At 74.9% G+C, this 19305-nt stretch carries 19 protein-coding genes and 2 pseudogenes; 13 read left to right on the top strand and 8 right to left on the bottom strand.

What is annotated here, in order from left to right; translation table 11 throughout:
• Positions 1-362: 362 nt before the first annotated feature.
• From pgm to ACFVWU_RS29350, 5 genes are all read left to right on the top strand, one after another.
• Positions 363-2003, top strand: a complete 1641-nt coding sequence (gene pgm, locus ACFVWU_RS29370) for a phosphoglucomutase (alpha-D-glucose-1,6-bisphosphate-dependent) (protein ID WP_387626546.1) — start codon at positions 363-365, stop codon at positions 2001-2003.
• Positions 2004-2242: 239 nt separating this feature from the next.
• Positions 2243-2959, top strand: a complete 717-nt coding sequence (locus ACFVWU_RS29365) for an HAD family hydrolase (protein WP_387626544.1) — start codon at positions 2243-2245, stop codon at positions 2957-2959.
• A 153-nt stretch (positions 2960-3112) separates the two neighbouring features.
• Positions 3113-3598: a MarR family winged helix-turn-helix transcriptional regulator gene (locus tag ACFVWU_RS29360; RefSeq protein WP_387626542.1), complete on the top strand. Its 486-nt coding sequence runs from the start codon at positions 3113-3115 to the stop codon at positions 3596-3598.
• Positions 3595-4101 carry a MarR family transcriptional regulator gene (locus ACFVWU_RS29355; RefSeq protein ID WP_387626540.1) on the top strand — a complete coding sequence of 169 codons (507 nt, stop codon included), beginning with the start codon at positions 3595-3597 and terminating at the stop codon, positions 4099-4101. Before ACFVWU_RS29360 ends, ACFVWU_RS29355 begins: the two co-directional genes overlap by 4 nt.
• Before the next feature lie 485 nt (positions 4102-4586).
• A complete protein-coding gene (locus tag ACFVWU_RS29350; RefSeq protein WP_387626538.1) occupies positions 4587-5588 on the top strand; it encodes a hypothetical protein in 1002 nt (333 codons plus the stop codon).
• Between the two features lie 101 nt (positions 5589-5689).
• On the opposite strand, the gene ACFVWU_RS29345 is transcribed toward ACFVWU_RS29350, so the two are convergent.
• A complete protein-coding gene (locus ACFVWU_RS29345; protein WP_387626536.1) occupies positions 5690-6628 on the bottom strand; it encodes an NADP-dependent oxidoreductase in 939 nt (312 codons plus the stop codon).
• Between the two features lie 115 nt (positions 6629-6743).
• Here ACFVWU_RS29345 and ACFVWU_RS29340 point away from each other — a divergent pair, with 115 nt between their 5' ends.
• The 3 genes from ACFVWU_RS29340 (at position 6744) to ACFVWU_RS29330 (ending at position 9849) form a co-directional block, all read left to right on the top strand.
• Positions 6744-7157, top strand: a complete 414-nt coding sequence (locus ACFVWU_RS29340) for a winged helix-turn-helix transcriptional regulator (RefSeq protein ID WP_387626534.1) — start codon at positions 6744-6746, stop codon at positions 7155-7157.
• Between the two features lie 798 nt (positions 7158-7955).
• Entirely contained in the window at positions 7956-9533 is a 1578-nt protein-coding gene (locus ACFVWU_RS29335; RefSeq protein WP_387626532.1) for a hypothetical protein, read from the top strand.
• 142 nt (positions 9534-9675) lie between these two features.
• Positions 9676-9849 carry a hypothetical protein gene (locus ACFVWU_RS29330; RefSeq protein WP_387626530.1) on the top strand — a complete coding sequence of 58 codons (174 nt, stop codon included), beginning with the start codon at positions 9676-9678 and terminating at the stop codon, positions 9847-9849.
• A gap of 25 nt (positions 9850-9874) precedes the next feature.
• On the opposite strand, the gene ACFVWU_RS29325 is transcribed toward ACFVWU_RS29330, so the two are convergent.
• The 3 genes from ACFVWU_RS29325 to ACFVWU_RS29315 form a co-directional block, all read right to left on the bottom strand.
• A complete protein-coding gene (locus ACFVWU_RS29325; RefSeq protein WP_387626528.1) occupies positions 9875-10483 on the bottom strand; it encodes an AAA family ATPase in 609 nt (202 codons plus the stop codon).
• A gap of 148 nt (positions 10484-10631) precedes the next feature.
• Entirely contained in the window at positions 10632-11162 is a 531-nt protein-coding gene (locus ACFVWU_RS29320; protein WP_387626526.1) for a DUF6328 family protein, read from the bottom strand.
• A gap of 120 nt (positions 11163-11282) precedes the next feature.
• On the bottom strand, positions 11283-11855 hold the full coding sequence (locus tag ACFVWU_RS29315; protein ID WP_387626524.1) for a MarR family winged helix-turn-helix transcriptional regulator: 573 nt from the start codon (positions 11853-11855) through the stop codon (positions 11283-11285).
• A gap of 47 nt (positions 11856-11902) precedes the next feature.
• Between ACFVWU_RS29315 and ACFVWU_RS29310 the strand changes: the two genes are divergently transcribed.
• The 4 genes and pseudogenes from ACFVWU_RS29310 to fusA all read left to right on the top strand — a co-directional run.
• Positions 11903-12820: a DMT family transporter gene (locus ACFVWU_RS29310; RefSeq protein WP_387626522.1), complete on the top strand. Its 918-nt coding sequence runs from the start codon at positions 11903-11905 to the stop codon at positions 12818-12820.
• Positions 12821-12899: 79 nt separating this feature from the next.
• The gene (locus ACFVWU_RS29305; protein ID WP_387626520.1) at positions 12900-13385 is read left to right on the top strand and encodes a hemerythrin domain-containing protein; all 486 of its coding nucleotides are present in this window, start codon (positions 12900-12902) and stop codon (positions 13383-13385) included.
• A gap of 467 nt (positions 13386-13852) precedes the next feature.
• A pseudogene (locus tag ACFVWU_RS29300) lies at positions 13853-14700 on the top strand (RNA-guided endonuclease InsQ/TnpB family protein); the annotation flags it as partial.
• A 60-nt stretch (positions 14701-14760) separates the two neighbouring features.
• Positions 14761-15099: pseudogene (gene fusA / locus ACFVWU_RS29295) on the top strand (elongation factor G); the annotation flags it as partial.
• Between the two features lie 53 nt (positions 15100-15152).
• Here fusA and ACFVWU_RS29290 read toward each other — a convergent pair.
• The 4 genes from ACFVWU_RS29290 to ACFVWU_RS29275 all read right to left on the bottom strand — a co-directional run bounded on the left by ACFVWU_RS29290 (position 15153) and on the right by ACFVWU_RS29275 (position 18228).
• Positions 15153-16004, bottom strand: a complete 852-nt coding sequence (locus ACFVWU_RS29290; RefSeq protein ID WP_387626518.1) for an NAD-dependent epimerase/dehydratase family protein — start codon at positions 16002-16004, stop codon at positions 15153-15155.
• Positions 16005-16159: 155 nt separating this feature from the next.
• The gene (locus tag ACFVWU_RS29285; RefSeq protein WP_387626516.1) at positions 16160-16753 is read right to left on the bottom strand and encodes a hypothetical protein; all 594 of its coding nucleotides are present in this window, start codon (positions 16751-16753) and stop codon (positions 16160-16162) included.
• Between the two features lie 181 nt (positions 16754-16934).
• Positions 16935-17633 carry a class I SAM-dependent methyltransferase gene (locus tag ACFVWU_RS29280; protein ID WP_387626514.1) on the bottom strand — a complete coding sequence of 233 codons (699 nt, stop codon included), beginning with the start codon at positions 17631-17633 and terminating at the stop codon, positions 16935-16937.
• Between the two features lie 76 nt (positions 17634-17709).
• Positions 17710-18228: an Imm21 family immunity protein gene (locus tag ACFVWU_RS29275; RefSeq protein ID WP_387626512.1), complete on the bottom strand. Its 519-nt coding sequence runs from the start codon at positions 18226-18228 to the stop codon at positions 17710-17712.
• A 167-nt stretch (positions 18229-18395) separates the two neighbouring features.
• Between ACFVWU_RS29275 and ACFVWU_RS29270 the strand changes: the two genes are divergently transcribed.
• The gene (locus ACFVWU_RS29270) at positions 18396-19226 is read left to right on the top strand and encodes a helix-turn-helix transcriptional regulator (protein WP_387626569.1); all 831 of its coding nucleotides are present in this window, start codon (positions 18396-18398) and stop codon (positions 19224-19226) included.
• Positions 19227-19305: the final 79 nt, after the last annotated feature.

Raw genomic sequence — 19305 nt, 5'->3', positions numbered from 1 at the left:
CCGTCTGCCCGGCCCCGGCCGCACCCGGGCCGTCTGCCCGGACCCGGCCGCTCGCCCGGACCCGGCCGCTCGCCCGGACCCGGCCGCACCCGGCCGCCCACCTGAACCCGGCCGCTCGCCCGGACCCGCCCGGACCGGGGCGCCTGCCCGGACCCGGCCACCCGCCCGGACCGGGGCGTCTGCCTGGACTGGGGCGGTCCGGCGGGCCTCGTGGCCGCCGGGGCGGGTGGAGCGGATCGGCCTCGTGTGCCCCGGGAGCCGCCCGTGGGGTTCGGGGCATGGTCGCGTTCTGGCTACGATCGGTGAGCGCGGGGGCAGTGGACGGATCGCGAGTTTCGGATTTTTTCGGCGGGAGAAGACGGATGGCACACGCACGGGCCGGGCAGCCGGCGCAGCCTGGTGACCTGGTGGACGTGGCGCGGCTGGTGACGGCGTACTACGCGCTGCGGCCGGATCCGCAGGAGGTGGCGCAGCGGGTGGCGTTCGGGACTTCGGGGCACCGGGGCTCCTCGCTGGACGCGGCGTTCAATGAGGACCACATCGCCGCGACCACGCAGGCGATCTGCGAGTTCCGGGCGCAGCAGGGGGTGGCCGGGCCGCTGTTCCTGGGGGCGGACACCCATGCGCTGTCGGAGCCGGCGAAGGTGACGGCGTTGGAGGTGCTGGCGGCCAACGGTGTGCAGGTGCTGATCGATGCCGCCGACGGCTACACGCCCACTCCGGCGGTTTCGCACGCGATCCTGGCCCACAACCGGCGCAGTCCCAGGGCGCTGGCGGACGGCATCGTGGTGACGCCCTCGCACAATCCGCCGCGTGACGGCGGTTTCAAGTACAACCCGCCCAGTGGTGGCCCTGCCGGGTCCGAGGCGACCGGCTGGATCCAGGACCGCGCGAACGAGTTGATCCGCGAGGGCTTGCGCGGGGTGAGGAAGGTTCCCTACGCGCGGGCCCTGGCCGCGGCCACCACCGGTCGCTACGACTACCTGGGCGCCTACGTGGAGGACTTGCCCTCGGCGTTGGACCTGGACGCGGTGCGGGCGGCGGGGCTTCGCATCGGCGCGGACCCGCTCGGCGGGGCGTCGGTGGCTTATTGGGCGCGTATCGCCGAGTCGCACCGTCTGGACCTGACGGTGGTCAACCCGGTCACCGACCCGACCTGGCGGTTCATGACGCTGGACTGGGACGGCAAGATCCGCATGGACTGCTCCTCGCCGTCCGCGATGGCCTCCCTCATCGGTCGCCGGGAGGAGTACCAGATCGCCACCGGCAACGACGCGGACGCCGACCGGCACGGCATCGTCACCCCCGACGGCGCCCTGATGAACCCGAACCACTATCTGGCGGTGGCCGTCGACTACCTCTACCGCCACCGCGGCGACTGGCCCGCCGACGCGGCGGTGGGTAAGACGCTGGTCTCCTCCTCGATGCTGGACCGCGTCGCCGCCGATCTGGGCCGTCGGCTGCTGGAGGTCCCGGTCGGCTTCAAGTGGTTCGTCGACGGCCTGCTGGAGGGCTCGATCGCCTTCGGTGGCGAGGAGAGCGCCGGTGCCTCCTTCCTGCGCCGCGACGGGGGGGTGTGGACCACCGACAAGGACGGCATCCTGCTGGCCCTGCTCGCCTCCGAGATCACCGCCGTCACCGGCACCACCCCCAGCGCCCGCTACCGGGAGCTGACCGCCCGCCACGGCGAGCCCGCCTACGCCCGGGTGGACGCCGGCGCCGACCGTGAGCAGAAGGCCCGTCTGGCCCGGCTCGCGCCCGAGCAGGTCACGGCCGGGGAGCTCGCGGGGGAGAAGATCACTGCCGTGCTGTCGAACGCGCCCGGCAACGGGGCGGCGATCGGCGGCCTCAAGGTGTGTACCGACAACGCCTGGTTCGCCGCCCGGCCCTCGGGCACCGAGGACGTGTACAAGATCTACGCCGAGTCGTTCCTGGGGCAGGAGCACCTGGCCCGGGTGCAGGAGGAGGCCCGGGCCCTGGTGGGCGAGGTCCTGGGCGCCTGAGGCGGCCGGCGCGGCCGGCGCGGACGCGAAGCCGTACGGGACCGGGACACCGCCCCCTGTGCGGCCCGGGGCGCCGGCCCGTGTGCGGCCCGGAGCGCCGCCCCCCCCGTACGGCCTGTCAGGCCCGCACCGCCTCGGCCGCCCCGCCGCCCCCGCCCCCGCTGCCGCTGCCGGGGCCGGGGCCGCGGGCCGCGCCGCGTAGGGTCTGCCGGTACGCACGGAAACGGAAAGGACGGTCCATGCCGATCAGGGGCGTGCTCTTCGACGTCGACGACACCTTGTTCGACTACTCCGGCTCCGAGAAGGCCGGCATCCTCGCCCACCTGCGCGAGACGGACCTGCTCACACGCTTCCCCTCCCCGCAGGCGGCGCTCAAACGGTGGCGCGCCGTCATGGAAACCCAGTACGCCCGCTTCCTCGCCCGCGAGATCACCTTCCGCGGCCAGCAGCACGAACGCACCCGCCAGTTCCTCGCCGACCTCGGCCAGGCCGGCGCCGAACACCTCACCGACGACCAGGCCGCCGCCTGGTTCGCCGGCTACGCCGCCCACCGTGACGCCGCCTGGGCCGCCTTCCCCGACGCCGCCCCCGTGCTCGCCGAACTCGCCCCCCACTACCGGCTCGGCATCGTCTCCAACTCCGACGCCGACCACCAGCGCCGCAAACTCCACGCCATCGGCCTGCTCGACCACGTCGCCGACGTCCTCGTCTGCTCCGACCAGCACGGCGAGCCCAAACCCGCCCCCGGCATCTTCCACGCCGGCTGCGCCGCCCTGGGCCTGGCCCCTGACGAGGTCGCCTACGTCGGCGACAACTACGCCCTCGACGCCGAAGGCGCCCACCGTGCCGGCCTGACCGCCTTCTGGCTCGACCGCACCGCCTCCGGTGCCCCGGTCGCCGAGGGCATCCACGTCCTGCACTCCCTGGACGGCCTCGCCAAGGCCCTGGCGGCCTGAGCCGCGCGAGGGGGACGCCGGCCGGCTCGACCGCCGCTGCCCGACCGGGCGCGGGGCGCCGGCCGCCGCGGCGTCCCGCTCCGGTCGCCGTGGCGCCCCGGGCGCCCGCGAAAACAGTAGCCATGGACATAGTAGCCATGTACCGTATCTGTCATGGGTTCAGCAGCCGACAACGCCACCGCCGGTTTCCTGGTCTGGCGCCTGTCCATGAAGTGGCGGGTCGCCGTCGACCGGGCGCTCGCGCCACTGGGGCTGACCCACGCGCAGTACGCGCTGCTGGGGTCGCTCCACGGCATGGCGCGATCCGGGCAGCGGCCCAGCCAGCGCCGCCTCGCCGACCACACCGGGCTGGAGCCGCTGTACGTCTCCAAGCTCGCCCGCGCCCTGGAGGGCGCGGGGCTGGTGGCCCGCACCCGGGACCCGCGGGACCCGCGCGCCATGCAGCTGACGCTCACCGGGCACGGACGCGACGTCACCGCCCGCGCGATCACCCTGGTCCAGGGCCTGCTGGACCAGCTGCTGGAGCCGCTCGGCGGCCAACACGGCCAGCGTGCCAGGGAGTTCACCCGCGAGCTGGCGATCCTGCTCGACGTGCCTCTTGATCCGCCCACCGAGAACGACGAGGAGCACCCGTCATGACCACCCCCACCGCCACCCCCACCGCCACCGCCACCCCCACCCCCACCGCCACTGCCACTGCCACGGCACCCGCCCCCCTCAGTCCCCGCGCCATCGCACTGGCGCACTACGCCGGACGCTCCCTCCTGGAGGGCGTCCTCGCCCGCCACGGCGCCACCTTCGAGCAGAGCGTCACCCTGCGGGCCGTCACCGCCGCCGGCGGGAGCCTGGGCCGGGAGGAACTCCTCGCCGACATCACCGGCTCGCTGAAGGCCGACCGGGAGCGCGTGCGCGCCCTCATCGAGGAGACGACCGCGGCCGGGCTGCTGGAGGCCGGCCCGTGGTACGGCGCCGCCCTGCGGCTCACCGGCGCCGGACGGGAACTCCACGAGCGCACCAGCGCCGAGATCGCCCCGGTCTCCGCCCGCCTGTACGCCGGCATCCCGGCCCAGGACCTCGCCGTCGCCGGCCGTGTGCTCGCGCTGATCACCGAGCGCGCCGACGCCGAATTGGCCCGCGCCTGAACGGGGGAGGCGCCGGCTCCCGTTCCGGCCTGACGGCGGGTCAGGGCGGGGCGCGCCCTCGTGTGCCCGGGTGTGCGCCAGGTGTTCCCGCGGGGCGTGCGGGCGGCCTGCGGCGATGGGCCGCGCCTGTCCCCGGATGCCGACCGCCGGCAGCGAGCGCGGGCGTCGTTGTCGGCCACGGCACGTGCTCCGGTGATCCGCGCGGCCCCGAAGCGGGCGCTGCGGTCGGGGTCCTCATCCGATGGTCACCAAAGCCGGTTGGCCCGTGCGCCGGTACGGATCGCCCGGCCCGGAAAAATTCCTCGAAGCCACCTGCAACCCCGGGGCGTTCCACACGTCTTCAAGGGTGAGAGGCAGGGCGGGAGAGGCCGCTTCGGGAGCACGGTGCTCCCGGCGCGCGGGCCCGCTCGCCGACCCGATCGATCACCGAGCCACGCTCCGGGCCGTTCTTCGGCCTTCCCGCAGTCACGTTCCAGGGGGGAACCATGTCCATCGCCCGTATCCGTCGCGCTCGCCGTCGCGCCGTGGCCACCGCGGCCGTCGGGGCCGCCGTGCTCTGCGGGGCACTGGGCCTGCCCGCACCCGCCGCCTTCGCGGACGAGGCGCCGCAGGCCACGCTCGCCGTCGAGGCCCCGGCCTCGATCGGATTCGCCGGCCAGCCGGTCGAGTTCACCGAGACCATCACCAACACGGGGACCCAGAGCGCCAGGTACGGCCTGGAACTCGACACCACCAGCGACCTCGGCACGCCCGAGCACGCGATCACCATCGACTACAAGGACCCGGCCGACGGCACCTGGAAGGCGTTTCCGCTGGAGTACCACCAGGGGGCGAACAACGTCACCTACAGCGGACTGCTGGACAAGCCCGACGCCGTGAGCGTCCCGGCCGGCGGCAAGCTCGCCCTGACCCTGCGCATCGGCGCCCCGATGGGCCTGCCCCATGACGGGGCGTCCAACGGCGGCTTCCAGTCCCTCACGCTGCACTCCGGGGTGGTCGCACTCGACGGCTCCTGGGCGTCATTGGCCCAGGACAGCGAGACGATCAAGGCCGAGTCGCTGACCACGTCGCTCTCCGGGGTGCCGGACACGGCGGTCGCCGGCGGTGACCCGATCGAGTTCGACGCCGTCCTGGACGACTCGACGCCCTCCGACTACGTCAACCTCGGCAACGTCCTGTTCACCGACCCGCACGCGACGGTCCAGGTCCGCGACGCGGACGGCTCGTGGCGCGTGGTGGAGAAGGTGTCGGACGGGATCCCGGACGACCCGGCCGGCGTCTACCTCCAGGGCCGCGACTCGGGCATCCGCGCGGGTAAGACGACCGTCACCCGGGTCCGCGTCTCCTACGACGCCACCACGGCGACCGGTGCCACGCACCTGAGCCCGTGCGTGTTCGTCAACGAGGGCGCCATCCCGTTCCGGGGGACGACCAGCTGCGGCGCCCAGTCCACCGTGCGGATCCTCCCGCCGACGGCCACCTCCTGATCACCACACCCACCCCCGGCGGCGACACGCGGACACAAAACGGCCGGCGGCGGCGCCGCCCGTGCCTTGCCGCGGCCGGCGCACCGCCCGAAGGGACCCGCTCAGGGCACCAGCACCAGCCGCCCCCGCAGCCCGCCCCCGGCCAGGCGCTCATGCGCCTGGCCGGCGCGCTCCAGCGCCAGGGTGCCCGCCAGACGCAGGGTCAGGCGCCCCTCCTGGGCCGGCGCGGACAGCCGCTCCAGCGCGGCGCCGTCCGCGCTCACCCACACGTTCGCCACCCGGATCCCGCGCAGCCCCACCGGCTCGCTGCCGCCCGCCACCGCCACGAACACCCCCCGTCCGCGCACCGCCCCCAGCGCCGTGACCCCCAGCAGCGCCGCGTCGAGCGCGCCGTCCACCCCGCCCGGCACCAACTCCCGTACCGCGGCCGCCACATCGGGCACCGTGCGCGGCACGAACCACTCGGCGCCCAGCGAGCGCACCAGCGCCTCGTCCCCGGCGCCGGCCACCGCCACCACCCGCAGGCCGCGCAGCGCCGCCAGCTCGACCGCGAAGCCGCCCACCGCCCCCGCCGCGCCCGTCACCAGCACGCTCGCACCCGCCGGCAGGTCCAGCAGGTCCAGCGCCTGCCACGCGGTCAGACCGTTCAGCGGCAGCGTCGCCGCCCGCGCGAAGTCCACCCCGGCCGGGGCCGGGGCCAGCGCGCCCGCGTCCAGCACCGCGAACTGCGCGTAGGCGCCCAGGTCCACGTCCAGGCGGTCGCGCAGCCCGACCACCCGCTGCCCGGGCTCGAAACCCGTCACCTTGTCCCCGACGGCGTCCACCACCCCGGCCACGTCCCAGCCGATGCCCGTCACCTCCCGCACCGCCATCAGCCCCGCCCGCGCCAGCACCCCCGCGCGGGTCAGGGCGTCCACCGGGTTCACCCCCGCCGCCGCCACCCGCACCCGCACCTGACCCGCACCCACCCCGGGCAGCGCCACCTCGGCCACCTCCAGAGCCTCGGGCCCGCCGAAAGAGCGCACCACCACCGCACGCATACCGCCCACACCCCTTCAAGGACTCGACAACACCGCCCAACTTAGGGAGAGTTGCTTCCCGCCGGGAAGAACGCACCCCAAGGTGCGTAACCAACCCCCAGGGGAGGAGCGTCAGTTGCCCACCACGACCGCCGCCCAGCGCCGCGCCGCCGCACGGGCCCACTACGACGCCTACCTCGCCCGGTGCCCGGCCCGCCAACTCCTGGACCGCATCGGCGACAAGTGGGTCAGCCTGACCGTCAACGCCCTCGCCGACGGGCCCCAGCGCTACAGCGACCTGCGCCGGCGCCTGGCCGGCGTCAGCGAGAAGATGCTCACCCAGACCCTGCGCGCCCTGGAACGCGACGGCCTGCTCCAGCGCACCGTCACCGCCACCGTCCCCGCCCGCGTCGACTACGCCCTCACCCCGCTCGGGCACGACCTGCTGCCGCTCGTACGCTCCATCAAGGACTGGGCCGAGACCCACATGCCCCACGTCCTCGCCGCTCGCGCCGACTACGACCACCGGCAGCAGGACAGCGGCACCTGACCAGCCGCCCCCCGCCACCCGGGCGTCCCCGGCGCGGGCACGCCGCCGACCGATGGACAAGGGGGAACCCTCCGGCGCCGCTGCGGACGGCGCGGGCCGGGGCCGGCTGACCGATCCTCGGCTTCGAGGACGTCGACGGCGTGAATCCGGATCCCGCGCCCGGACCGTCGCAGCCCGGTGAGGCGCCGACGCCGTGCCCGCCCGGGCAGGCCGGGCAGGCCGGGCCGTTCTCCACACGCGCCGACACCCTGGCCCGGCACCGGGAACGCCCCCCGCGGGGAAGGCCGGGAAGGTTGGGAAGGCCGGGAAGGCCACGACTCTGCCCCGACTCGGCCTTCCCGCACTGTACCCGGCGAGGGGTTGGACCACGCCCCCGTACACGCCGGCCCGGCCGGCCGCGGCGCGGTTTCCTCGGGTGAGGACGGCGACGCCGGTGTGTCCCTCCCTCCACAGGGCCGCATGCGTGCGGTGCCGTCGAGGACCGCGGTGAGGGCGGCTTCGCGGATGAGGCGGGCGAGGCCGCCGATGGGGCCGGCGGTGCGCCGGCGGAGGTGTATGAGGCGGGGCCGGGAAGGGGGCCGGGATCAGGCGGTGGCCTGGTCGGATGCCGGTTTCCCCGCCGGCTCGCGCGGGGCGTCGCGACACACGGGACTTCCCATCACCTCGCTCCCTCGAAGTGAGCGGATCGCGGTATCTACTGTGGTTTGTCATGATTTCCCGTCAGGTGCCCTGTCGCACGTCCGCCTTGTCGCGTGAGGGGTGCGGGGCGCTTTGCTGTGAGGAGAGGTGAACCCGCGGATGAGTGCTCGTACGCGTGCACAGGGCGATCTGCCGTGGTACCGGGTCGGCCGTCAGCGACCCGCGGCCGTGTTCGACAGGGCCCTGGCCGGTGACACGGCCCCGGTGCGTGACGTCGTCGCGTTCGATCCGGACGGCCCGGGAGGACGGCGCGGGGAGCGCGGTGTGGGGCTGGTGTCGGTGGGGGGCGCGCTGCTGTCCGGGATGGCGCTGCTGGCGGCCACGGCCGCACCGGTGGCCGCCGCGCCGATGGAGGACGTGCCGGTGCAGGCGCAAGGGGCCGATCCGTCGCAGACCTTCACCTTCACCGGCGCGTCGCAGACCCTGACGGTTCCGGCGGCGGCGGTGGTGACGATCACCGCGGACGGCGCGGGTGGCGCCGACAACACCGGCACCCCCTGCTCCGTCACCGGCACCGGTGGGACGGGCGCGCGGGTGGTGACCACCCTGCCGCAGACCACCGCACCGACGACCTTCACCGTCAACGTCGGCGGCACCGGCGGCAAGGGCTGCAACGGCACCGGCACGGCGGGTGCCGGCGGGTTCAACGGCGGCGCCCCGGGCGGGAGCTTCCCGCTCACCGGCTTCCAATTCGAAGGTCCGGGCGGGGGCGGGGCCTCCAGCGTCAGCACGGGCGGCTCCCTGCTGGTGGTCGCCGGCGGCGGCGGTGCCTCCGGCGGCACCGGAGCGGGCTCCACGGGAGGCAACGGAGGCAACGGCGGGACGACGCCGGATGCCACCGGCGGTACCGCGGGAAGTGCCACCGGCCCCGGGGCCGCGCCGGGTCAGGGCGGGGGCGGCGGCAGCACCACCACCAGTACCGGGGGCGCCGGCGGGGTCTCCGGCGTCGTTCCACTCTGTTCGGTGACGAACGGTGCGCCGGGGACCGGGTTCGCCGGTGCCACGGTCGGCACCGGCGGCGCCGGGGGCAGGTTCGACGGCGGCTGCGCCGCCACGGCCATCGCTGGTGGTGGCGGCGGCGGGGGCGGCTACTTCGGCGGCGGGGGCGGCGGCAGCGGCGCCGTCAACCTCAGGGGCACCTCGGCGGGTGGGGGTGGCGCGGGTGGGGGCAGCAGCTTCGCCACCCCCACGGGTACCGGTACGAGCTTCGCGCTGTCGACGATCGGGACGGCGAACCACAGCGGCCAGGTGATCATCTCCTACACGCTCCCGTCGTTGACCATCGCCAAGACCCACACCAAGCACTTCACCCAGGGACGGGACGGCATCTACACCATCACCGTGGGCAACGCGGTCGGGTCCGCCCCGACCGACGGCAGCACGGTCACCGTGTACGACACCCTGCCCCCCGGGCTCAGGGCCGACAGCATCAGCGGCACGGGATGGAACTGCACCCTGGACATCCTCACCTGCACCCGTAGCGACGTCCTGCCCGCCGGAAGCAGCTACCCTCCCATCACCCTGAAGGTCGACGTCTCCTGCGAGGCCCGCGACGAGGTGACGAACCGCGTCACCGCCCTCGGAGGCGGCGACCCCACCAGCCACACCGCCACCGACCCCACCAGGATCAAGCGCCACGAGCACGACGAGCGCTGCGAGCGCCACGACCACTGGTAGCCCGAGCGACCCGCGCCTGACGGCGGGGCCGTCCATGAGGACGGACCCGCCGTTCGGCGTGCGCCGCCGATCAGCGGCACCGGACGCGACGGCGTTGGGCGCCGCAGGACCTGCTCGGCGCGGGCGCGGTGATCGCCAGGACGTGCCCACCCGCTGGCAGGCGCGCTACCACGACTCCGGCGCGGGGCACCTGTTCACCACCGTCACCCTCACCTGGGGCGCCGGCCCCGACACCGGGCACACCCGGCCGGCGGTGCACAGCGACCTGAGCACCAGGCTGATCTGTGACATCGAGGACGCCCCGGCGGGCTCCTGAGGGCTCCTGACGCCACGGCGGCCGCTCACGCCAGCACGGCCGCCATCCGCTCGGCCAGCGTGTCGTACGGGCGGCAGTCGACCACCGGCAGGCCGTGGGCGCGGGCCTGGCCGGCGAGCCAGGCGCAGTAGCGGGCGCTGACCGCGGCGCGCTCGCTCTGGGGGCCGCGGTCGGGCTCGCGGTGGGCGTAGTTGGCGCTGATCCGCTCGGGGTCGGCCTCGTGCAGGAAGAGCGCCCGCACCCGCCGCCCCCACCGCTCGGCCTCGGCCGCGCAGCGGGCGGCGGCGGCCGGTGTGAGGTAGTCGCCCTCGACGACGGCCGGTACGTCCACGCTCAGGCGGTTGCGCACCACGCCGAGCAGGGCGTCGTCCAGGGCGCGGGCGGTGGCGATCTGCAGCTCCAGTACCCGGTCCGCGTCCGGGGAGGTGTCCGGGGAGGTGTCCGGGCCGTCCTGCGGCGTGGAGAAGTGGTGCAGGCCGGGGTGGGTCGCGGCGGTGGTGGCGGCCTGCAGTGCGGCGACCACGTCGTCGAACTCGACGGTGAACGCGCCGCGTTGCGCGGCGAGGCGGGCGGCGGCCCGGCTCTTGCCGAGGCCGGAGGCGCCGCCGATGAGCAGGACGTCCCAGGTGTGCATACGGGCACGGTAGACGGTTCGGGGCGCTGCCGGGCGCCGGGGGCGGGGGGTGCGGGGGCGCGCGCCTGCCCGGCCCGCGGCCCGGTCCCCGCGCCGGCGCCCGCACCCGTCCACGCACCGGTGCGGTCGGGGCGGCGGGAACGGGGCGTCAGGGCCAGTCGCGGGTGGCGCGGCGCACCGCCCAGGGCAGGACGAACCACAGGGCGGCGAAGACCAGCCCGACGACGCAGGCGATCGCGACGGCCACCGGCGTGCCGAGGACGACGTCCAGGACCAGCAGCACGGCCCCGGTCAGGGCGGTGGCCAGCAGCAGCAGGCCGGCCTGGGCGATGCGGGCGGACACGTCGACGATGCGGGCCTTGCCGGGGTGGCGGTACAGGCCCCGGTGCAGGGCGACGGGCGTGGCCAGGACGGCGGCGGCGATCACGGTCAGCAGCAGGGTGGTGATGTAGATGTCCTGCTGGGCGTCGCTGAGTTCGGCGAAGCGCGGGGTGAAGGCGACGCCGAGCAGGAAGGCGAACACGATCTGCACGCCGGTCTGCAGCACCCGCAGCTCCTGCAGCAGCTCCACCAGGCGCCGGTCCGCCCTGACCTGCGGGTTCTCCCAACCCGGTGGCAGCGGGACGGGCTGGCCCAGGTGGTCGGGGTCGGGGTCGGGCGGGGGAGGGTTGCTGGTCATGGGTCACATTGTGCGGACCCGCTGCCGGTAGTCGAGGATCGCGGGCAAGCGCACGTCGACATCGGGCCGCTCCACCCCGCCCGCCGCGGTGGGCCCCCGCTCCACCGCAGCGGGCGGGCGTCACGGGGCAGGGCGCCCGGGCCCGGCGCCGTCCAGGCGGTGCTGCCAGGCGGTGAGCAGCGCCTGCAGGGCGGCGGCCTCCTCGGGGTCGAGGTGGGCGAGCAGGCGGTGCTCGTTGCGCATGTGGGCGGTGAACGCCTCGTCGATCAGGCGCAGTCCCGCGTCGGTGAGGGCGACCACGCGGGCGCGCCGGTCGTCCTCGGCGGTGCGGCGGGTGACCAGTGCGGCGCGCTCCAGACGGTCGATCCGCTTGGTCATCGCGCCGGTGGTGACCATGGTGTGGGCGGCGAGCTCGCCGGGCGCGCGCTCGTAGGGGGCGCCGGCGCGGCGCAGCGCGGCGAGCACGTCGAACTCGCCCTCGCCCAGGCCGTAGCGCTGGTAGACGAGGGTGAGCTCGGCGCTCAGGCGGGCGGCGAGGCGGTGCAGGCGTCCGATCACGGCCTGCGGGGAGACGTCGAGGTCGGGGCGCTCGCGCCGCCACTCGGCCTGGATCAGCGCCACGCGGTCGGCGCGGTCCTCGTCCTGGACCGGCGTGACGCGGTCGGCGTGGTCCTCGTCCTCGGAGTGCTTCATGGGCCCACCCTACCCCAGTAGCTTCCCGGGAAGATATATTGTCTTCCATGGAAGCCAATGTGCGGTGGGTACTGCCGACCGCCCTCGCCCCGCTCGCCTGGGGCGCCAACTACTACGTCACCCACGCCTACCTGCCCGCCGACCACCCCCTGTGGGGCGCCACCCTGCGCGCCCTGCCCGCCGGCCTGCTGCTGCTCGCCCTCGCCCGCCGCCGCCCCCACGGCCCCTGGTGGAGGCGCAGCGCCCTGCTCGGACTGCTCAACACCGCCGCCTTCTTCGTCCTGCTCTACCTCGCCTCCCAACTCCTGCCCACCAGCGCCGCCGCCACCGTCATGGCCGCCTCCCCGCTCGCCATGCTGCTCACCGCCTGGGCGCTCGCCGGCCAACGCCCGCACCGCGCCCACCTGGCCGGGGCGGTGGCGGGCCTCGCGGGAGTGACGCTCACCCTGCTCGGACCGCTCGGCGCCATCAGCTGGACGGGCCTGGCGGCCTCGGCGGGCGCGATGCTGGTCTCCTCCGTCGGCTACGTGCTCTCCGCCCGCTGGCGCGAGGGCGCCGACCCGCTGGCCGCCACCTCCTGGCAGCTGACCGCCGGCGGCCTGATGCTGCTGCCGCTGGCCGCCGCCGTCGAGGGAGCGCCGCCACCGCTGGACGGCCCCACCCTGCTCGCCTTCGGCTACGTCACCCTGGTGGCCACCGCCCTCGCCTTCGCCTGCTGGTTCGCGGGACTGCGCCACCTGCCGGCCGCGACCGTCGGCCTGCTCGGACTGCTCAACCCGCTGGCCGGGGTGCTGCTGGGCGCCGCGCTGGACGGGGACGCCTTCGGGGCGCGCCAGGGGGCGGGGCTGGCGCTGGTGGCGGCCGGGATCCTGCTCGGGCGCCCACGCCCCGCACGCCCCCCGCGCCGGGCCGAGGCGGCCGCCACGGCAGGGCGGCCGGGCTTGCCGCGCCGGCGGGTGCCGTGATCGGATGGCGGGCAGCATCGCGTGCCGGTGGCGGACCGCGCCAGGCATGGAGGTGCGCAACCGAAGGGACCGCCCACCCGTGGCCTCCCCCCTCGACGGCCGAACCGCCGCCCTCGGTCTCCAACTCTCCCAAGCCCACCGGGAACTGCGCCGCCGCCTCACCGACGTCCGCGCCGCACTCGGCCGCCGCACACACGCCGACGACACCCTCCTCACCCACTGCCTGGCCTTCTGCGCCGCCCTGACCAACCATCACCAGGGCGAGGACGACGGCCTGTTCACCGCCCTGGTACGCGAACGGCCCGACCTCGCACCGACCGTGGCCAAACTCGTCGAGGACCACGGCTTCATCGCCCACATCCTCGCCCGGGTGCGCGAACTCGCCGAACAGGCCGCCGAAACACCCGGCGCCGACCTGGAGGCGATCGGACGCGAACTCGACGGACTGGCCGCCATCATCGAGTCCCACTTCCGCTACGAGGAACGCGCCATCGGCACCGCCCTCGACGCCGGGCTGCGCGACGACGGCTGGTCGCAGCCGGTCCTGCGCTTCCACACGCCGTAAAAAGCCGCGCCGAAAAACCCTTCGCGGCCCCGGACCCGCCTTCCCTGCACTCGCCACGCAGCCGCGCCCGACGCGCGGACGACCGTGACGACGACAGCAAGGCGAGAGGGGGAGGGCGGCCATGCCGAAGCACAGCGCCGCCGCCCCCTCTCCTGCGTCGCGCTACGAGGTGATCCTGGTGTCCCCGCCCTTCCGGTGCCCGCTGCGCGGCCGGCACCGGAACAGTGCCGCCACCGTCTGAACCCGGACTCGCTGCGCGCTCGTACAAGCCCTTCATCGGACCAAATCTGATGGTCAGTCGGCGATGCCGATCACGCGCCCACTTGGGCGGTCGCCGGCCAGGGCGGGCAGCGCGGCGCCGACCCGCAGCAGTCGCTCACCGCCTTGGCGTTCAAGGCGAGCGCGGCCTCCACGGGCCGCCTCACCAGAGAGGCTGGAGGATGCCCCCGGCTTTCAGGCCGGGGCGGCATCGCGAATCCCCACCCTCGCTGAACTACACGCGGCGAGGCTTCCGGATCAAGGACGGGCGCGCCTGCACCTCGCGGGCGGAATCGTGCTGACGGTGGTGTGGTCGCGCGGGATGCCGGCCGATCCGACGGCGGTGCGGGTGTACCGCGACAGCATCGGCCACTGGTATGCGAGCTTCGTCGCTCCCGCGACCATCGAGCCGCTGCCGGCCACGGGTCGGGCGATAGGTATCGACTGGGGCGTGAAGGAGACCGCGACCACCACCAGCGACCTGCACGATCTTCCGCACCCCGGTCACGGGAAGAAGGCCGCTGAGAAGCTGGCGAAGTATCAGCGGCGGATGTCACGTCGGAAGCCGAAGATGGGGCAGCCCGGGTCGAAGGGCTACCGGAAGGCGAAGCGGCAGGCCGCGAAGCTCCACAAGAAGGTGTCCCGGCAACGTCAGGACACCGCCCGCAAGTGGGCGAAGAACGTTGTCCGCGACCATGACACACTCGCCATTGAGGACTTCCGGCCGAAGTTCCTCGCCAAGTCCACCATGGCCAAGAAGGCCGCTGACGCCGCCATCGGCGCAACGAAGACGGCCCTGATCGAGATGGGCCGCAAGCACGGCAGGGCCGTGCATTTGGTCCACCCCGCGCACACCACGATGGACTGCGGGCACTGCGGAGCGAGAGCCAAGCACGCACTGCCGCTGGGAGAGCGCACCTACACCTGTACCGCGTGCGGAGCCACGTCCCCACGGGACAAGAACTCCGCCCACGTGATACTCGTCCGGGCAGGTCTGAACCCGGCTGACGTTGATGGTAGAAGACCCGCCGGGACGCTGTCCCGAAGGGCAGCCTGAGTCAGGAATCCTCCCGACGGAAGCCGGAATCCCCCGGCTTCAGCCGGGGGAGCAGTCAACCACCCGAAGGACTCCTCGGAGCTCGCCTTCCGCACCGCCGCCCGCCTGGGCCTGCGCGAGGCGCTGCGCTCGGCGCGGCTGCAGCTGCTGGAGCCGCTCGCCGAGGTGAGCGTCACCGTGCCCGAGGACGCCCTCGGCGCGGTGCTGGGGGACCTGGCCGCCCGCCGCGGCCAGGTCCAGGGCACCGCCCTGGGCCGCGACGGCGCGGCGCAGGTGAGCGCGCTGGTGCCGCTGGCCGAACTGTTCGGCTACGCGGGCCGCCTGCGCGGACGCACCCAGGGCCGCGGCACCTTCACCACCCGCCCGGCCGGCTACGCGCCCGCGCCCTCGCTCGGGTGAGCCCCACCGCCCGGCCCCGCCGTCCTCCCGGGCGGCGGGGCCGGGCCGGGCGCCTACAGGGCGCCGGCCTCCGCCGCCGCCCACGCCGACGGGTACAGCGGGCGCCAGCCCAGGTCCCGGCGCGCGGCCGCGGTGGACACCTGGCCCTCCCACGGGTCGAACTCCACCTGCTGCGAACCGCCCGGGTGGCGAAGGCCGTTGAGCGCGTGCAGGTCCCAGGCGGTCAGCGGGGCGTCGTCCGACACGTTGTAGGTGCGGCCCTCGATACCCGGGGTCACCACCGCCCGCCACAGCGCCTGCGCCACGTCCGCGTGGTGCACCACCGCCAGACGCTGGTGCGCGGGCCAGTTCCCGGCCCAGTGCAGCGACTGCGCCAGATGCGGGTCGCCCTCGCCGTACACGAACGCCAACCGGGCGATGACCAGCGGCAGTTCTTCCCCGATCTCGCGCAGACCCGCCTCGGCCTGCGCCTTGGACTGCGCGTACGCGCCCCACGCCTCGTGCGGCGCGAGCCGGTCCCGCTCCACCGCCGGGCGGCCCAGGCCCCGCCCGTACACCAGGTTGGTGCTGGTGTGCACGAACCTGGCCACCCCGGCCTTCGCCGCCTCACGGCCCAACGCCACCGCCGCGTCCCGGTTGACCGCCCAGGCCTGCTCGTCCGCCACCCCGCGCAGCGCCGCCGCCACGTTGAGAACCACCTCGACGCCGTCCAACGCCCGTGCCCGGTCCGCCTGTTCGCACAGGTCCCCGACCACCGTCTCCACCTCGCCCAGGCCCCGCGCCCGCTTCGCGTCGCGCACCAGCACCCGCACCGAAGCGCCCTCGGCCCCGGCCCACCGCACCAGGCGCGGCACCAGGCGCCGCCCCACCGAACCGGTCGCGCCCGTCACCAGAATCCGCGTCATGATTCCCGTCCCCCTTGTGGGTGTTGCCCTCGTCGACGCCCACCAGCCTGCCCGCGCCGGGGCGGGGGCGGCAGAGACCCGTCGAACCAGGGATCGCCGATCCCTGGTTACCGCCACCGGCCCGCGGCCGGGCCGCCCCCCGGACGCGCCCCGGGTCACCGGTTCGCGGCCGCCCCGCGCCCCGCGCGGGCCCGGCCCACCAGCCAGACACCGAACGCGGTCAGCAGCGCCGCCCCGAACCCGTACACCGGCAGCCACAGCGTCGTCGTGGACGACAGACAGCCGTCGACGGCCTGCCGACTCTGCTCATTTTGCGCGTACACCAGCGCGGCGCCGCCACGGCCCGCGAGGTCCCCCAACGCGGCCTGCGCGCGGAGCGCCGCGTAGTCGCCCAGGTGGGCGCACGCGCTGCGGGTTTCCGGCATCGGGAACAGCCAGGCCCAGCGCTGCATCGCGGGGGCCACGGCGATGGCCGCGCACAGGCCCACGACCAGCGAGTAGGCCGTCAGGTTCCGCACGTAAGCGGACCCCGCACCGGGCGTGCGAACCGGCACCCCGGCGAGGGAGAAGATCACCGCGAGCAGCGTCACGCCCAAATACGTGGAGAACCACTGCCACGAGCCCGACGCGAGCGCGAACGCCAGCACGGCCGCGAGCGCGATGCCCAGCACCCCGGGCCGATCACCGGCCCCCCGCCCCGCACCGGCGGCCGCGGCCCCCTCGGCACTCGGGCGGCTGCGCTCGTCCATGCTCACTCCTGCCAGTAGCCGGGCCCACCAGTGTCCGGCCGCGGCACCCCGCGGGCCCCGCCACCATGCCGCCGCGCCCACCGCCTCGCCCGGTTGGCGGCCCGGCGCCCCGCACCCCGGACACGCACGGGCCCGCCGGCCGGGGGGCCGACGGGCCCGCGGCCGCGGCCGGACCGGCCAGCTACCGGGCGCGCAGTATCAGGTGCCCGCGCCGGTAGCGCTCGCCGTCGCCGGGTTCGCGCAGCATGCGGCCGACCTCGGCGAAGCCGGCCCCGTTCGCGAGCTCGGCGAGGGCGTTGATCGGCCAGCGGTAGGCGGTCGCCACCTTGTGGTCGAAGGGCGTGACCGGGGCGCCCTCGGACTCGAAGAAGCCCAGCAGCGCGTGCCCGCCCGGTGCCAGCACCCGGCGGAACTCGGCGAGGTAGGCGGGCAGTTCGGCTGGCGGGGTGTGGATCAGCGAGTACCAGGACACCACGCCGCCCAGCTCGCCGTCGGCCGCCTCCAGCGCGTCCATCGAGCCGACCTCGAAGCGCAGGTGCGGGTACGTCCGGCGGGCGATGTCGATCAGCGCCGGGGACAGGTCGACGCCGAAGACGTCCAGCCCCGACTCGCGCAGGAACGCGCTCAGGTAGCCGGGCCCGCAGCCGAGGTCCGCCACCGGGCCGGGGCTGGCGGCGGCCACGAGGTCGGCGAACGCGGTGACGAAGGAGCGGTCCAGCGGCAGGCCAGCGAGCCCGTCCCGGACGAGTGCGGCGTAGCGGACGGCCACGGAATCGTAGGCGTCGGCCGTAGTCGTGAGATACGACGATGAATCAGACACGGGGGACGACCCTAGTGCGTAGTCAGCGGAGCCGAGCAAGCGTGGCGGCCTGGTGGGCATCGGGTGCGACTCCAGCGACCCTACGGCCCTTGAGGCCTTTGTCCAGACCGGAGCCCCCGGCGCCTCAGTGGACACATCATTCAAGGAGGCGGCGCAACTCGACCAGCGTGAGCCAGGTTTGCGGATCGGGTTCGACGTAGGCCGCACGAACGGCATAGGCCCCGGCATCCAGGTCGACCCGTACGTGATCTTGCTGGCGACACTCTTCACCCGCCCAGGCCGAATCGAACAGAACGACCGGTCCCGGCACCTGCCAGGTCAGCTCCGGTTCCCATGACGCGGCACGCATCGCCGCGTCCACTCTGCCGAGCATGGCCTCCTCGGACTCCGCCGCCGACCAACGCACGAACACGCCCCGCGCTGGCAGGTACGCCGTCGAGGCGGGCTCGTCTCCCAGGACCAAACCCTCGGCTGAGCCGACCCGGACCAAGCCGATGTGGCCCTCGACGGCGCAGGCCCTGTCGTAGTCGTCAACGGCATCGCCGTTCCCGGCCGATCCCGACCACGTCTCCAACACGACCTCGGGAACCACGATGAGCGGCCCTCCCAGGGACTCCACCCACGTGACCGCTCCCGGCTCTCCGTACATGACCATGCGTGCAACCTACACACCAGGCCTGACGACCGGCTGCTGGGCTTGACTCCTCAGCCCGGTGGGATGTCTAGACCATCCGTCAGCTCGGTCCGGGACGGCCCCGTACGACCCGGGGACCGGTCATCCCTGGCCTCCACCGCCCCGGCCGCGCCATGCTGGGACGCATGATCGACCGAGACGCCCTCGCCGACTTCCTCAGCCGCTCCCGCGCCCGCCTGACCCCCGCCGACGTCGCCCTCGCCCCCGGGGCCCGGCGCCGCACCCCCGGGCTGCGCCGGGAGGAGGTGGCGCAGCTGGCGGGGCTGTCCGTGGACTACTACGCGCGCCTGGAGCAGCGGCGCGGGCCGCAGCCCTCGCCGCAGCTGTTGGCCGCGCTGGCCCGGGCGCTGCGGCTGAGCGAGGACGAGCGCGACCACCTGTTCCACCTGGCCGGGCACGAGCCGCCGCGCCGTCACAGCGTGCTGACGCATGTGCGCCCGGGGCTGCTGCTGGTCCTGGACCGGTTGCACGATGTGCCCGCGCAGGTGGTCTCCGACCTCGGGGACGTGCTGGCGCAGAACGCGATGGCCGCCGCCGTGTTCGGGGACCTCGCCGCGCCGGCGCCCGATCGGCGCAACCTGCTGCTGCGCTGGTTCACCGACCCGGCGAGCCGCGCCCTGTTCCCGCCCGAGGACCACGAGGCGCTGGCCCGCGCCCACGTGGCGTCCCTGCGCGCGGTGCACGCGGCCCGCCCGGGGGACCGGCGCGCGGCCGAGCTGCTCGTCGAACTCCTCGCCACCGTGGAGGAGTTCGCCGCGTACTGGGAGCGTCACGAGGTCGCGGTGCGGCGCAGCGGGGGCAAGCGGGTGCTGCATCCGGTGGTGGGGGAGCTGGAGCTGGAGTGCGAGGTGCTGGCCGCGGGCGGGCAGGACCAGCTGCTGCTGGTGCACACCGCCGCCGCCGGCAGCGAGAGCGCCTCGCGGCTGGAGCTGCTGCGGGTGGTCGGCGCCTCGGTGTGACGCCTCGGTGTGACGTTTCGGCTGCGGCGTGTCAGGGGCCGCTGCCCGTAGGCTGGGCGGGCCGCAGGGGCGGCACAGA

Source organism: Kitasatospora sp. NPDC058190 (assembly GCF_042883685.1).
Lineage (GTDB): Bacteria > Actinomycetota > Actinomycetes > Streptomycetales > Streptomycetaceae > Kitasatospora.
This window is presented reverse-complemented; position numbering and strand designations above follow the sequence as displayed.

Coding starts and splice junctions, on each gene's coding strand:
- pgm (WP_387626546.1), top strand. CDS start 363: ATGGCACACGCACGGGCCGGGCAGCCGGCGCAGCCTGGTGACCTGGTG.
- ACFVWU_RS29365 (WP_387626544.1), top strand. CDS start 2,243: ATGCCGATCAGGGGCGTGCTCTTCGACGTCGACGACACCTTGTTCGAC.
- ACFVWU_RS29360 (WP_387626542.1), top strand. CDS start 3,113: ATGGGTTCAGCAGCCGACAACGCCACCGCCGGTTTCCTGGTCTGGCGC.
- ACFVWU_RS29355 (WP_387626540.1), top strand. CDS start 3,595: ATGACCACCCCCACCGCCACCCCCACCGCCACCGCCACCCCCACCCCC.
- ACFVWU_RS29350 (WP_387626538.1), top strand. CDS start 4,587: ATGTCCATCGCCCGTATCCGTCGCGCTCGCCGTCGCGCCGTGGCCACC.
- ACFVWU_RS29345 (WP_387626536.1), bottom strand. CDS start 6,628: ATGCGTGCGGTGGTGGTGCGCTCTTTCGGCGGGCCCGAGGCTCTGGAG.
- ACFVWU_RS29335 (WP_387626532.1), top strand. CDS start 7,956: ATGAGTGCTCGTACGCGTGCACAGGGCGATCTGCCGTGGTACCGGGTC.
- ACFVWU_RS29325 (WP_387626528.1), bottom strand. CDS start 10,483: ATGCACACCTGGGACGTCCTGCTCATCGGCGGCGCCTCCGGCCTCGGC.
- ACFVWU_RS29320 (WP_387626526.1), bottom strand. CDS start 11,162: ATGACCAGCAACCCTCCCCCGCCCGACCCCGACCCCGACCACCTGGGC.
- ACFVWU_RS29315 (WP_387626524.1), bottom strand. CDS start 11,855: ATGAAGCACTCCGAGGACGAGGACCACGCCGACCGCGTCACGCCGGTC.
- ACFVWU_RS29310 (WP_387626522.1), top strand. CDS start 11,903: ATGGAAGCCAATGTGCGGTGGGTACTGCCGACCGCCCTCGCCCCGCTC.
- ACFVWU_RS29290 (WP_387626518.1), bottom strand. CDS start 16,004: ATGACGCGGATTCTGGTGACGGGCGCGACCGGTTCGGTGGGGCGGCGC.
- ACFVWU_RS29285 (WP_387626516.1), bottom strand. CDS start 16,753: ATGGACGAGCGCAGCCGCCCGAGTGCCGAGGGGGCCGCGGCCGCCGGT.
- ACFVWU_RS29280 (WP_387626514.1), bottom strand. CDS start 17,633: ATGCCCACCAGGCCGCCACGCTTGCTCGGCTCCGCTGACTACGCACTA.
- ACFVWU_RS29275 (WP_387626512.1), bottom strand. CDS start 18,228: ATGGTCATGTACGGAGAGCCGGGAGCGGTCACGTGGGTGGAGTCCCTG.